The organism is Nocardioides phosphati, from assembly GCF_014646375.1.
Taxonomy (GTDB): domain Bacteria; phylum Actinomycetota; class Actinomycetes; order Propionibacteriales; family Nocardioidaceae; genus Nocardioides; species Nocardioides phosphati.
Map to the genome: position 1 here is coordinate 636,979 of NZ_BMNI01000001.1, position 13,531 is coordinate 650,509.

At 71.8% G+C, this 13,531-nt stretch carries 12 protein-coding genes; 11 read left to right on the forward strand and 1 reads right to left on the reverse strand.

What is annotated here, in order from left to right:
* Nucleotides 1-40 precede the first annotated feature (40 nt).
* From argS to rho, 6 genes are all read left to right on the forward strand, one after another.
* The gene (gene argS / locus IEX47_RS03225; RefSeq protein WP_188782518.1) at nucleotides 41-1,729 is read left to right on the forward strand and encodes an arginine--tRNA ligase; all 1,689 of its coding nucleotides are present in this window, start codon (nucleotides 41-43) and stop codon (nucleotides 1,727-1,729) included.
* The gene (gene lysA / locus IEX47_RS03230; protein ID WP_188782519.1) at nucleotides 1,729-3,117 is read left to right on the forward strand and encodes a diaminopimelate decarboxylase; all 1,389 of its coding nucleotides are present in this window, start codon (nucleotides 1,729-1,731) and stop codon (nucleotides 3,115-3,117) included. Before argS ends, lysA begins: the two co-directional genes overlap by 1 nt.
* Nucleotides 3,118-3,190: 73 nt before the next feature.
* On the forward strand, nucleotides 3,191-4,474 hold the full coding sequence (locus tag IEX47_RS03235; RefSeq protein ID WP_188782520.1) for a homoserine dehydrogenase: 1,284 nt from the start codon (nucleotides 3,191-3,193) through the stop codon (nucleotides 4,472-4,474).
* Nucleotides 4,474-5,535: a threonine synthase gene (gene thrC, locus IEX47_RS03240; protein WP_188782521.1), complete on the forward strand. Its 1,062-nt coding sequence runs from the start codon at nucleotides 4,474-4,476 to the stop codon at nucleotides 5,533-5,535. Before IEX47_RS03235 ends, thrC begins: the two co-directional genes overlap by 1 nt.
* A 4-nt stretch (nucleotides 5,536-5,539) precedes the next feature.
* On the forward strand, nucleotides 5,540-6,460 hold the full coding sequence (thrB, locus tag IEX47_RS03245; protein WP_188782522.1) for a homoserine kinase: 921 nt from the start codon (nucleotides 5,540-5,542) through the stop codon (nucleotides 6,458-6,460).
* Between the two features lie 236 nt (nucleotides 6,461-6,696).
* On the forward strand, nucleotides 6,697-8,400 hold the full coding sequence (gene rho, locus IEX47_RS03250) for a transcription termination factor Rho (RefSeq protein WP_229662575.1): 1,704 nt from the start codon (nucleotides 6,697-6,699) through the stop codon (nucleotides 8,398-8,400).
* A gap of 28 nt (nucleotides 8,401-8,428) precedes the next feature.
* On the opposite strand, the gene IEX47_RS03255 is transcribed toward rho, so the two are convergent.
* Entirely contained in the window at nucleotides 8,429-9,139 is a 711-nt protein-coding gene (locus IEX47_RS03255) for a FadR/GntR family transcriptional regulator (RefSeq protein ID WP_188782523.1), read from the reverse strand.
* Between the two features lie 118 nt (nucleotides 9,140-9,257).
* On the opposite strand from IEX47_RS03255, the gene IEX47_RS03260 reads away from it, so the two are divergent.
* From IEX47_RS03260 to prmC, 5 genes are all read left to right on the forward strand, one after another.
* Nucleotides 9,258-9,788, forward strand: coding sequence for a gluconokinase (locus IEX47_RS03260; RefSeq protein ID WP_229662576.1), 531 nt, complete (start codon nucleotides 9,258-9,260; stop codon nucleotides 9,786-9,788).
* Nucleotides 9,785-11,176: a GntP family permease gene (locus IEX47_RS03265; RefSeq protein ID WP_188782524.1), complete on the forward strand. Its 1,392-nt coding sequence runs from the start codon at nucleotides 9,785-9,787 to the stop codon at nucleotides 11,174-11,176. Before IEX47_RS03260 ends, IEX47_RS03265 begins: the two co-directional genes overlap by 4 nt.
* A 121-nt stretch (nucleotides 11,177-11,297) precedes the next feature.
* On the forward strand, nucleotides 11,298-11,504 hold the full coding sequence (gene rpmE, locus IEX47_RS03270) for a 50S ribosomal protein L31 (RefSeq protein WP_107699132.1): 207 nt from the start codon (nucleotides 11,298-11,300) through the stop codon (nucleotides 11,502-11,504).
* Between the two features lie 86 nt (nucleotides 11,505-11,590).
* Nucleotides 11,591-12,673 (forward strand): peptide chain release factor 1, encoded by a 1,083-nt coding sequence (prfA, locus tag IEX47_RS03275; RefSeq protein WP_188782525.1) that lies wholly within the window; start codon nucleotides 11,591-11,593, stop codon nucleotides 12,671-12,673.
* Nucleotides 12,670-13,527 (forward strand): peptide chain release factor N(5)-glutamine methyltransferase, encoded by an 858-nt coding sequence (gene prmC, locus IEX47_RS03280; RefSeq protein ID WP_188782526.1) that lies wholly within the window; start codon nucleotides 12,670-12,672, stop codon nucleotides 13,525-13,527. The genes prfA and prmC overlap by 4 nt, the downstream gene beginning before the upstream one ends.
* Nucleotides 13,528-13,531: the final 4 nt, after the last annotated feature.

Consider the following 13,531-nt stretch of genomic DNA (forward strand, 5'->3'; position numbering starts at 1 on the left):
CGGTGCGGAGGAAACCGGGGGCCGCCGATAGGCTTCCCCGGTGACTCCTGAGCAGCTCTCCGCCACGATCGTCGACGTCCTGCAGGCCCTCGTGGCCGACGGCACCCTCACGCTGCCCGACGGCGTGCCCGCGACCGTCAACGTCGAGCGGCCGCGCCAGAAGGAGCACGGCGACTACGCCACCAACGTCGCGCTGCAGCTGGGCAAGAAGGCCGGCATGAACCCGCGCGCCTTCGCCGAGCTCGTTGCCGCGAAGCTGGGGGAGTCCGAGGGTGTGAAGCAGGTCGACATCGCCGGCCCCGGCTTCCTCAACATCTTCGTCGAGGCCGGTGCCCAGGGCGAGGTCGCCGCTGCGATCGTCGCAGCGGGTCCGGCGTACGGCCGGCTGGAGACGCTCGCGGGGCAGCGGATCAACGTGGAGTTCATCTCCGCCAACCCGACCGGCCCGCTCCACCTGGGCCACACGCGCTGGGCCGTGCTCGGCGACGCCATCGGCCGCGTGCTCAGTGCCGCCGGCGCCGAGGTGACGCGCGAGTTCTACATCAACGACCGCGGCGTGCAGATGAACAACTTCGCGAAGTCGATCATCGCCAGCGCCCTCGGTGAGGAGACCCCCGAGGACGGCTACGCAGGCGGCTACATCGACGACCTGGCCAAGCTCGTCGAGGAGGCGCAGCCGGGGATCTTCCAGCTCAAGGGTGACGAGCGGGTCGCCGCGGTCCGCGAGGTCGGCTACGCGATCCAGCTCAAGGAGCAGCAGGAGACCCTCGAGCGGTTCAACACCCACTTCGACGTCTGGTTCAGCGAGCTGAGCCTCCACGAGGAGGGCCAGGAGACCGGCGGCGTCCCCCACACCCTCGCCCGCCTGAAGGACCTCGGCCACGTCTACGAGGAGGGCGGCGCGCTCTGGATGCGCACCACCGACTTCGGCGACGACAAGGACCGCGTGCTCATCAAGAGCGACGGCGAGCTGACCTACTTCGCCTCCGACACGGCGTACTACCTCAACAAGCGGGCGCGTGGCTTCGACCACTGCATCTACCTGCTCGGCGCCGACCACCACGGCTACGTCAACCGGCTCAAGGCGATGGCCTCCTGCGTCGGCGACGACCCGGCGCAGACGCTCGACGTCATGATCGGCCAGCTCGTGAAGATCCTGCGCGACGGCCAGGAGCTCAAGCTCTCCAAGCGCGCGGGCACGATCGTCACCCTCAACGAGCTCGCCGAGGAGATCGGCGTCGACGCGCTGCGCTACTCCCTGGCGCGCTACCCGGCCGACAGCCCGCTCGTCCTCGACGTCGCCGAGATCACCAAGGCCTCCAACGACAACCCCGTCTACTACGTGCAGTACGCCCACGCGCGCACGTGCCGGATGATCGCGAACGCCGGCGACCTGGGCATGTCGCTCGGCGCGGCCGTCGACGCCTTCGACCCGAGCCTGCTCGCGCACGAGCGCGACGGCGAGCTGCTGCGCGCCCTCGCCGCCTACCCGGGTGTCGTCGCGTCGGCCGCCGAGCTGCGCGAGCCGCACCGCATCGCGCGCTACCTCGAGGACACCGCCTCCACGTTCAACAAGTGGTACGACACCAAGGAGTGCCGCATGCTCCCGCAGGGTGACGAACCGGCCGGTCCGGCGAACTTCTCGCGCCTCGTGCTGGTCAACGCCATGCAGACGGTGCTGCGCAACGGCCTCGACCTGCTCGGCGTCTCGGCCCCGGAGCGCATGTGATGGCCCGCCAGGTCCCGCCGGGTGACTTCGCCGGCTCGTCGCCCGTGTGGCTGCGCCAGCCCGACGACGCCAACGCGCTGATCCCCGTGCTGTGGTCGAAGACCGCACGCAAGGACGACGACGGCGTCCTCCACGTCGGGGGCGTCGCGGTGCCCGACCTCGTCGCGGATGTCAACACCCCGGCGTACGTGCTGGACGAGGAGGACTTCCGCTCCCGGGCCCGTGCGTTCCGTGAGGGGTTCGCCGGCTACGACGTCTACTACGCCGGCAAGGCGTTCCTCTCGGTCGCCGTGGCGAAGTGGGTGGCGGAGGAGGGGCTCTGCCTCGACGTGTGCTCCGACGGTGAGCTGTCGGTCGCGCTCCGCGCTGGCGTGGACCCGGCCCGCATCGGCTACCACGGCAACAACAAGGCCCCGATGGAGCTGCGGCGCGCCATCGCCGCCGGCGTCGGCCGGATCATCGTCGACTCGTTCCAGGAGATCGACCGCATCGCCGACGTGGCCGCCCAGCTCGGCGTCGTGCAGCCGGTGATGATCCGCGTGACCGCGGGCGTCGAGGCGCACACCCACGAGTTCATCGCGACCGCCCACGAGGACCAGAAGTTCGGCTTCTCGATCTCGGCCGGCGACGCGTTCGAGGCCGCCGCCCGCATCGTGCGCCAGCCCTCGCTCGACCTGCGGGGCCTGCACAGCCACATCGGCTCCCAGATCTTCGACACCTCCGGCTGGGAGGTCGCGGCCCGCCGGGTGCTCGCGCTGCACGCGCGCATCGCGGCGGAGCTGGAGCACGCGATGCCCGAGCTCGACCTCGGCGGCGGCTTCGGCATCGCCTACACGACGCAGGACGACCCGGCCGCGCCCGGCGACCTCGCCGACCGGATCACCAAGATCGTCGACGACGAGTGCACCATCCTCGACCTGCCCCGGCCCCACCTCTCGATCGAGCCCGGGCGCGCCATCGTCGGCCCGGCGATGTGCACGGTCTACACCGTCGGCACGGTGAAGCAGGTCTCCCTCGACGGAGGCGCCTCGCGCACCTACGTGTCGGTCGACGGCGGCATGAGCGACAACATCCGCCCCGCCCTGTACGACGCGGACTACTCCTGCTCGCTCGTCTCGCGCCGCTCGGACGCCGCCCCGGTGCTGGCGCGCGTGGTCGGCAAGCACTGCGAGTCGGGCGACATCGTGGTCAAGCACGAGTTCCTCCCCGGCGACATCGCCCCGGGTGACCTGATCGCGGTGCCCGGCACGGGTGCCTACGGCCGCTCGATGGCCTCCAACTACAACCACGCCCTGCGGCCGCCGGTCGTCGCGGTCCGCGACGGCCAGGCACGCGTGATCGTGCGTCGCGAGACCGAGGACGACCTGCTCGCCACCGACCTCGGCTGAGCCGCCCCCGGACGCACTCCGGGGACTGGGATGTGGGCGGGGGACCCGGCGTACGGCCGATAGGCTGGGGGCCATGCGTCCGCTCAAGGTTGCCGTCCTCGGCTGTGGCTCCGTCGGCTCGCAGGTGGTCCGCCTGCTCCAGGAGCAGTCCGACGACCTCGCGGCGCGCATCGGCGCGCCCGTCGAGCTCGCCGGTGTGGCCGTCCGCCGCCTCGACGCCCCCCGGGAGGTCGAGGTCCCCGAGGAGCTGCTGACCACCGACGCGATCGGCCTGGTCACCCGCGAGGACATCGACCTCGTCGTCGAGGTCATCGGTGGCATCGAGCCGGCGCGCACGCTGATCCTCGCCGCGCTCGACAACGGCGCCTCCGTCGTCACCGCCAACAAGGCTCTGCTCGCCGAGGACGGTCCGACGCTCTTCGAGGCCGCCGAGAAGGCCGGGCGCGACCTCTACTTCGAGGCCGCCGTCGCCGGCGCGATCCCGATCCTCCGGCCGCTGCGCGAGTCGCTCGCCGGTGACAAGGTCACCCGCGTGCTCGGCATCGTCAACGGCACCACCAACTTCATCCTCGACAAGATGGACACGTCGGGTGCGGGCTTCGCCGACGCGCTCTCCGAGGCCCAGGCGCTGGGCTACGCGGAGGCGGACCCGACCGCCGACGTCGAGGGCTTCGACGCGGCCGCCAAGGCCGCGATCCTGGCCTCGCTCGCGTTCCACACGCGCGTGACGGCCGCCGACGTCCACCGCGAGGGCATCTCCGACGTCACCGCCGCCGACGTCGCCTCCGCCCGCGACATGGGCTCGGTGGTCAAGCTCCTCGCGATCTGCGAGCTGCGCGACGGGGCGGTCTCCGCCCGCGTCCACCCGGCGATGATCCCCGCGTCGCACCCGCTGGCCTCGGTCCGCGGTGCGTACAACGCGGTCTTCGTCGAGTCCGAGGCCGCCGGCCAGCTGATGTTCTACGGCCCCGGCGCAGGTGGCTCGCCGACCGCGTCCGCCGTGCTCGGTGACCTCGTCACCGTCGCCCGCAACAGGCTCGCGGGCACCCGCGGCGCCGGTGAGTCGGCGTACGCCGCGCGGGAGCTGCTGCCGATGGGCGAGACCGTCACGAGCTACCACGTGCAGCTCGACGTCGACGACCGTGCGGGCGTGCTCGCCGCCGTCGCCAACGCCTTCGCCGACCAGGGCGTGTCGATCCAGACCGTCCGCCAGGAGGGACGCGGGGCCGACGCCCAGCTCGTCGTCGTCTCCCACCCCGCTCGTGACGCACAGCTGGCCGCGACGGTCGAGCACCTGCGCAACATGGACATCGTGCGCGACGTCACCTCGGTGATGCGCGTGGAAGGAGCCGAGTGATGGCCCACCAGTGGAAGGGCGTGATCGAGGAGTACCGCGAGCTCCTCGACATCCCGCAGGACACCCCCGCCGTCACGCTCCGCGAGGGTGGCACGCCGCTGGTCCACTCGGAGTGGCTCTCCGGCCTCACCGGCGGTGAGGTCTGGCTCAAGGTCGAGGGCAACAACCCGACCGGCTCGTTCAAGGACCGCGGCATGACCGTGGCCCTCTCCGTCGCCGTGCACCAGGGCGCCCAGGCCGTCGTCTGCGCCTCCACCGGCAACACCTCCGCCGCCATGGCCGCGTACGCCGCCAAGGCCGGCGTGACCCCCGTCGTGCTCGTGCCGGAGGGCAAGATCGCCGCGGGCAAGATGGCCCAGGCCGTCCTCCACGGCTCTGTCGTGATCCAGGTGCGCGGCAACTTCGACGACTGCCTGCGCATGGCGCGCGAGATGGCCGAGAAGTACCCCGTCGCGCTGGTCAACTCGGTCAACCCGCACCGCCTCGAGGGGCAGAAGACCGCGGCGTTCGAGATCGTGGACTTCCTCGGCGACGCGCCTGACTACCACCTGCTCCCCGTCGGCAACGCCGGCAACATCTCGGCGTACTGGCTCGGCTACACGCAGTACGAAGCCGCCGGCAAGGCCACGAAGCGCCCGGTCATGCGGGGCTTCCAGGCCGCCGGTGCCGCGCCGCTCGTGCTCGGCCACCCGGTCGACGACCCCGAGACCCTCGCCACCGCCATCCGCATCGGCAACCCGGCCTCGTGGGACCTCGCGACCAACGCGGTCAAGGAGTCCGAGGGCCGCTTCGACTCCCGCACCGACGAGCAGATCCTCGCCGCCCAGCGCGCGCTCGCGGCCCACGACGGCGTCTTCGTCGAGCCGGCGTCCGCCGCCGGTGTCGCGGGCCTGCTCGGCGAGCTCGAGGCGGGGGAGTCCTACGCCGGCAAGACCGTCGTCATCACCGTGACCGGTCACGGCCTCAAGGACACCGTCACCGCGCTCGCCGGCTTCGGCAGCGTCGTCGACACCGTGGTCGACGCGGACGTCGACGCGGCTGCGGCTGCGGCTGGTCTCTGAGCACATGGCGCTCGTCGACTCGGTCGTCCGCGTCAGCGTCCCCGCCACCTCGGCGAACCTCGGTCCCGGCTTCGACGCCCTCGGCCTCGCGCTCTCCATGCGCGACCGGCTGACGGCGTGCGTGCTGCCCGCGGGGCTCGTCGTGGAGGTCTCGGGCGTCGGCGCCGACACCGTCCCGCGCGACTCCTCGCACCTCGTCGTCCGCTGCATCAACCGCGCCCTCGAGGAGCTCGGCGAGGACCCGGTCGGGCTGCCCCAGTCGGAGCGCGGCCTCAAGCTGACCTGCGACAACGTCATTCCGCACGCCCGCGGCCTCGGCTCCTCGTCGGCCGCGATCGTGGCCGGTCTGGCGCTGGGCCGCGGCCTGGTCGTCGGTGGCGACCTGCTGATGTCCGACGACCGGCTCTTCGAGCTCGCCGCCGAGATCGAGGGCCACCCCGACAACGTCGCCCCTGCGGCGTACGGCGGGTTCGTGATCGCCGGCCACGAGGGCGACGCGTTCTACGCGGTCTCCTCGCCGGTCGACCCGTCGATCTCCGCGGTCGTCTTCGTGCCCTCGACCCCGGTCGAGACGAAGGTCGCCCGCGGCCTGCTGCCAGCCACCGTGCCGCACGCGGACGCGGCTGCCAACGCAGGCCGCGCCGCCCTGCTCGTGGCAGCGCTCGCCGGGCAGCCGTCGCACCTGCTCAACGGCACGCGTGACTGGCTCCACCAGGAGTACCGGGAGCCGGCCATGCCGGAGTCGTTGGCGCTGGTCCGGACGCTGCGCGCCGACGGCTACGCCGCGATCGTGTCCGGCGCCGGCCCGACCGTGCTCGCCTTCGCCACCTCCCGTACGGAGCGCCAGGCCCTCGTCTCCCGTACGCCGGAGGGCTGGGTCTCCTACCCGCTCGAGGTCGACCACGACGGCGTCGTCGTCTCCTGACCTCTGGCGCAGCGGCGGCCGGGTGACTGCCCGGCGTACGGATGCCTGCTCGGCACGATAGCGCCGGTGTTACTGTGTCGACGCGTCCCGAATCCGTGGGCGCCCCGCCCGCCGGCCGTTGAGGTCGAGGGCATCGTCTCCTTCGCTCGCCGACACCGACCGGTGCCTGCCTGCGGGGGAATCACCTCACGACGCCGCCTCTGTGCGCGGCGCCCGACGTGTGGGAAGGACCTCACGTGACTGAAGCACCCGAAGCCCAGCCGGCCAAGAAGGCCCAGAAGAAGCCCGCTGGCCTCAACGGCATGCTGCTCGCCGACCTCAAGGCGATGGCCGGCGCCCTCGGCATCCCCGGCTCGAACTCGATGAAGAAGGCCGACCTCGTCGCCGCCATCCAGGGAGCCGGTACGCCGAAGGGCGAGGCGCCGCAGGGCGACAGCCCCCGCCAGCGCACGCCGAAGAAGGACACCCCCGAGAATGACGCCCCGCAGGGTGACGCGAAGGCCGCGGCCGAGCCGCAGTCCGACGCTCCCCAGGGTGAGCAGGCAGAGCAGGGAGAGCCGGGCCAGCCCCGTGCCCGCCGCAACCGGAACCGCAACCGCAACGCCGACGACGCGGGTGCCGAGCAGCCGTCCGGCGACCAGCGCGAGCCGCAGGCGGAGAAGCAGGACGACGCCGAGCAGCAGGGCGGCCAGCAGGGCGCCCAGCAGGGTGGACGGCAGCAGAACACCCGTCAGGGTGGTCAGGGGCAGCAGGGCAACCAGCAGCGCCAGCCGAACCAGGGCGGCCAGCAGGGCAACCAGGGAAACCAGCAGGGTGGCCAGCAAGGCCAGCAGAACCAGGGTGGCCAGCAGGCCGGACAGCCCGCTGACGACGGCGAGGGCGGCAACCGTCGCCGCCGCGGGCGCGACCGTGACCGCAGCGCGCGCGGCCGCAATGAGCCCGACACCACGATCCTCGAGGACGACATCCTGGTGCCGGCCGCCGGCATCCTCGACGTGCTCGACAACTACGCGTTCGTGCGCACGAGCGGCTACCTGCCGGGTGCCGAGGACGTCTACGTGAGCCTCAGCCTGGTCCGCAAGCTCGGCCTGCGCCGCGGCGACGCGATCGTCGGCCAGGTGCGCCAGCCCCGCGAGGGCGAGCGCAAGGAGAAGTTCAACCCGATGGTCCGCATCGACTCCGTCAACGGGGTCGACCCGGAGACCGCGAAGGACCGCGTCGTCTTCGAGAAGCTCACCCCGCTGCACCCCACGGACCAGCTGCGTCTCGCCACCGACCGTGACAACGCGCTCGGCAGGGCGATCGACTCCGCCGCGCCGATCGGCAAGGGCCAGCGCGGCCTCATCGTCAGCCCGCCCAAGGGCGGCAAGACGACCGTGCTGCAGACGCTCGCCGCGTCGATCAGCGCCAACAACCCGGAGTGCCACCTCATGGTCGTGCTCGTCGACGAGCGCCCCGAGGAGGTCACCGACTTCCAGCGCAGCGTGAAGGGCGAGGTCATCCCGAGCACGTTCGACCGCCCGGCGGTCGACCACACCATCGTCGCGGAGCTCGCGATCGAGCGGGCCAAGCGCCTGGTCGAGCTGGGCCACGACGTCGTCGTGCTCGTCGACGGCATCACCCGCCTGAGCCGGGCCTACAACCTGGCTCTCCCGCCGTCGGGCCGCCTGCTCGCCGGTGGTGTCGACGCCGCAGCGCTCTACCCGCCGAAGAAGTTCTTCGGCGCCGCGCGCAACATCGAGAACGGCGGCTCGCTGACGATCCTCGCCACGGCGCTCGTCGACTCGGGCTCCAAGACCGACGAGGTCATCTTCGAGGAGTTCGCCGGCACGGCGAACATGGAGCTCCGGCTCCGCCGCGCGGACGAGGGCGAGGAGTTCCCGGCCGTCGACGCGGCGGCCTCGGGCACCCGCCACCGCGAGCTGCTGCAGACGAGCTGACGCTGACCCGGGGTGGCCCCGGGACTGCTCAGTCCCGGGCCTCCTCGGCCATCGCCTGCACCGACTCGTCGATGATGGCGCGCATCGCGCGCTCGGCGCCGTCGGGATCCCGGGTCCGTACGGCGCGGGCCACCGCGTCGTGGAGCGCGATCGCCTCGGGGTTCGGCTTCGCCGGCATCAGGTGATGGTGCGTACGCCCCTCGAGCACGCCGCCGACCATCTCGCCGAGCGAGGCGAGCATCTCGTTGCCACTGGCCTCGAGCAGGGTCCGGTGGAAGAGCTGGTCGCTGTGGAGGAACTCCGCGAGCGCCCCTTGCCCACTGTAAATCTCCATGTCGCGCACCGCCTCGGCCAGCCGACGGCTCTGCTCGGGCGTCGCCCGCGTCGCGGCCAGGCGCGCGGCCACCGGCTCGACGCCGAGGCGCAGCTCGGACAGTGACAGCAGCTGGGCGACGCGGTCCTCGCCGGCCAGGCGCCAGCGGATCACCTGGGGGTCGAAGACGTTCCAGTGCGCCCTGTCGCGAACCGTGAGTCCGACCCGGCGGCGTGAGGCGATCAGCCCCATCGACTCCAGCACGCGCACGGCCTCGCGCGCGACGCTGCGGGACACGGCGTACTCCTGGCAGATGCCGTCGAGGGTCAGCACGTTCCCCGGCAGCAGCCGGCCCGCGGTGACCGCGGTGCCGAGCGCGTCCAGCACCGAGCCGTGCAGCGCCCGGGCGACGGGGGAGGAGGTCATGGGCACAGCGTGGCATGTCAGGCACCCGAGCGAAAAGGCAGACGAATAATCCTCAAGGTCTTGCAAAAGGCATACCTTTTGCGATCTCATGTGACCACCACCACACGAGGAAGAGATCATGACTGCTCTGCACCACGCTCGGCCGCTGCTCGTGGTCATGGGCGTCTCCGGCTCCGGCAAGACCACCGTCGGCGCGGCCATCGGCCAGCGCCTGCGCGTCCCCTTCGCCGATGCCGACGACTTCCACCCCGCCGCGAACGTCGCCAAGATGGCCGCCGGTGAGGCGCTCGACGACCACGATCGCTGGCCCTGGCTCGAGACGATCGGCGGCTGGCTCGCTGCCCACGACGCCACCGGCGGGGTGATGAGCTGCTCGGCCCTCAAGAGGCGCTACCGCGACCAGTTGCGCCACCACGCGCAGCGCGTCGACTTCCTCCACCTGCACGGGACCCGCGACCTCATCGCGGCCCGCCAGGCGGCGCGCACCGGCCACTTCATGCCGGCCTCCCTGCTCACGTCGCAGTTCGCGACGCTCGAGCCCCTCGCTCCGGACGAGCACGGCCTCGTCCTGGACGTCGACCTCGCGGTCGACGACATCGTCCAGCAGTACGTCGACGCACGCTGCGTCGCAGAGAAGGAGATCCGATGACTGCGCTCGTCCTGCCGATGGCAGGCCCCGCCCCCGTGATCGAGCCGGTGGCGCCCGGCTGGCAGCTGATCACCGCCGCCCTCTGCGCCATCGCGCTGATCGTCGTCCTGATCATGGCCCTCAAGGTGCACCCGTTCCTGGCCCTGATCGCGGGCGGCCTCACTGTCGGTGTGGTCTCCGGCGTGCCGCTCGAGGATGTGCTGACCAGCTTCACCGCCGGCTTCGGCTCGACGGCGGCGGGGGTGGGCATCCTGATCGCGCTCGGTGCCATGTTCGCCAAGCTCCTCGCGGACTCCGGTGGCGCCGACCAGATCGTCGACACGATCGTCGGCCACGCCTCACCGCGCGCGTTGCCCTGGGCGATGGCGCTCGTCGGCGCGATCATCGGCCTGCCGATGTTCTTCGAGATCGGCCTGGTCCTGCTGATGCCGGTCATCTACCTCGTCGCGAGGCGGTCGCAGCTGTCGATCGTGACCATCGGCATCCCCGCCCTTGCCGGCCTGTCGGCGATGCACGGCCTCGTGCCGCCCCACCCTGGCCCGCTCGTCGCGATCGACGCACTCGGCGCCGACCTCGGCACCACGCTGGCGCTCGGCGTCCTCGTCGCCCTGCCGACCGTCATCGTCGCGGGCCCGCTCTTCGGCCGGCTGGCGGGCACCTGGGTCGTCGTCCCGGCCCCGACCCGCTTCGACGCCGACGCCGGCGAGACCACGACGCGTCGCCCGGCGTTCGGCATCACCATGGCGTCGGTGCTGCTGCCGGTCGTGCTGATGATGGGCAAGGCGCTCGCGGACATCTTCATCGACGAGCCGACCGACCTGACCCGCCGCGTGCTCGACATCCTGGGCACCCCGCTGGTCGCGCTGCTGATCGCCGTCATCGTCGGCATGTTCACGCTCGGCCGTGGAGCCGGCTTCGGGCGCGCGGAGGTCGGCAAGATCATCGAGCGCTCGCTGCCCGCGATCGCCGGCATCCTGCTGATCGTCTGCGCCGGCGGCGGTTTCAAGCAGGTCCTGGTCGACACCGGCATCGGCACGATGCTCGCCGACTGGGCCAGGGGCGCCAACGTCTCGGTCCTGCTGCTCGCCTGGGTGCTCGCGGTGCTGATCCGCCTGGCCACCGGCTCGGCAACGGTCGCGACGATCACCGCCAGCTCGCTGATGGTTGGCCTCGTCGACGGCCTGTCGTCGGGGGAGACGTCGCTCGTCGTCCTCGCGATCGGTGCCGGCTCGGTCTTCTTCTCCCACGTCAACGACGCCGGGTTCTGGCTGGTCAAGGAGTACTTCGGGCTCTCGGTCGGCCAGACGCTGCGCTCGTGGTCGGCCATGGAGACCGTCCTCTCGGTCACCGGCCTGCTCATGGTGCTGCTGCTCGGCATCGTCGTCTGAATCGTCGACCAGGCCCCGGTTTGGAGCGGCCGCCGTCAGGTGGCAGAATTGCCCGCTGGTCCCGGTTCACGCACGTCCATCCGGACGGGCGACCCGGAGCCCTCGAATCCCAGGAGAAGTTGTGAAGAAGGACATTCACCCCGAGTACGTCGTCACCGAGGTCACCTGCACCTGCGGCGCGTCGTTCCAGACCCGCAGCACGCTGAGCTCCGGCAAGATCCACTCCGACGTCTGCTCGCAGTGCCACCCGTTCTACACCGGCAAGCAGAAGATCCTCGACACCGGCGGTCGCGTCGCGAAGTTCGAGGCTCGCTACGGCAAGAAGTAGCAGCTTCTGGGCGCCGGCCCCCGCATGCGTGCGGGCGGCCGGCGCTCGTCATTTCGCTTGATGCCGGGAGTGCAAGGGACGTGGAGATGTTTGACGCCGTAGAGGGCCTCGCCGCAGAGCACGCCGATCTCGAGCAGCGGCTCGCCGACCCTGCCACCCACGCCGATCAGGGCCTGGCCAAGCGCCTCAACCAGCGGTACGCCGAGTTGTCGGCCATCGTCCGGACGTGGCGCGAGTGGCAGCAGCTGGGCGAGGACATCGAGGCTGCGCGGGAGCTCGCCTCGGAGGACCCCGAGTTCGCCGCCGAGGCGGAGACCGCGTCCGTCCGCCGCGAGCAGGTGGCCGAGAAGCTCCGTCAGCTGCTGGTGCCCCGCGACCCCAATGACGGCAAGGACGCGATCCTCGAGGTGAAGTCGGGGGAGGGCGGTGAGGAGTCCGCGCTCTTCGCGGGCGACCTCCTGCGGATGTACACCCGCTACGCCGAGCGCCGCGGGTGGACCGTGCAGGTCCTCGACGCCAACGAGTCCGACCTCGGCGGCTACAAGTCCGTCACGGCCGCGGTGAAGGCCAAGGGGACCCCCGAGCCCGGCGAGGCGCCCTACGCGCTGCTCAAGTTCGAGGGCGGGGTGCACCGCGTCCAGCGGGTGCCCGCGACGGAGTCGGCCGGCCGGATCCACACCAGCGCCGCCGGCGTACTCGTGATGCCGGAGGCCGAGCAGGTCGACGTCGAGGTCAACGAGGGCGACCTCCGCATCGACGTCTACCGCTCGAGCGGGCCCGGTGGGCAGAGCGTCAACACCACCGACTCGGCCGTGCGCATCACACACCTGCCGACCGGCATCGTGGTCAGCTGCCAGAACGAGAAGTCGCAGCTGCAGAACAAGGAGTCCGCGATGCGCGTCCTGCGGGCCCGCCTGCTCGCGGCCGCCGAGGAGGCCGCCGCCTCGGAGGCGAGCGCAGCGCGCAAGAGCCAGGTTCGCACCGTCGACCGCTCGGAGCGGATCCGCACCTACAACTTCCCGGAGAACCGCATCTCCGACCACCGCACGGGCTTCAAGGCCTACAACCTCGACACGGTGCTCGACGGTGAGCTCGGCCCGGTCCTGGACAGCTGTGTCCAGGCCGATCTGGCCGAGCGGCTGGGGCGCCTCGAGGGCGGCGAGTCGTGAGCCGGATCCGCGCCACCGTGGCCGAGGCGGCTCGCCGCCTCGCCGAGGCCGGCGTCGAGTCCCCGGACTCCGACGCCCGTCTGTTGATCGCGCACGTGCTCCAGGTCGATCCGGGCGAGCTGGCGCTTCTCGACATCCGGGGTCGCGAGATCTCGGCAGGCGAGTGGGACGCGCTGGAGGACCTCCTGGGACGCCGGCAGAGCAGGGAGCCACTGCAGCACCTCACCGGCGTCGCCCACTTCCGGCACGTCACGCTCCAGGTCGGCCCGGGCGTCTTCACGCCGCGACCGGAGACCGAGCTGCTGGCGGGCTGGGCGATCGAGCAGGCGCGTGCCGCCGGCGAGGCTCCCGTCGTGGTCGACCTCTGCACCGGGTCGGGGGCGATCGCGAAGGCGATCGCCGACGAGGTCCCGGCAGCGCAGGTCCACGCCGTCGAGCTCGACGAGAGCGCTCACGCCTGGGCAGCCCGCAACCTCGCCGGCACCGGCGTCGACCTGCACCACGGCGACGCCTTCACGGCCTTCCCGGACCTCCAGGGCGCCGTCGACGTCGTGGTCTGCAACCCGCCGTACATCCCGCTCGAGGCATGGGAGTCGGTCGCCGTCGAGGCGCGCGACCACGACCCGCACCTGGCGCTCTTCTCCGGCCAGGACGGCCTCGACGCGATGCGGCTGCTCGAGGCCCATGCCGCGTCGTTGCTGAAGCCCGGGGGAGTCGTGGGCGCCGAGCACGCTGACGTCCAGGGCGAGTCCGCCCCGGCTGTCTTCGCGGCCACCGGACGCTGGCGCGAGGTCCGTGACCACCGGGACCTGGCAGGTCGTGCACGCTTCCTGACGGCCCGGCTGGCACGATGAGCCC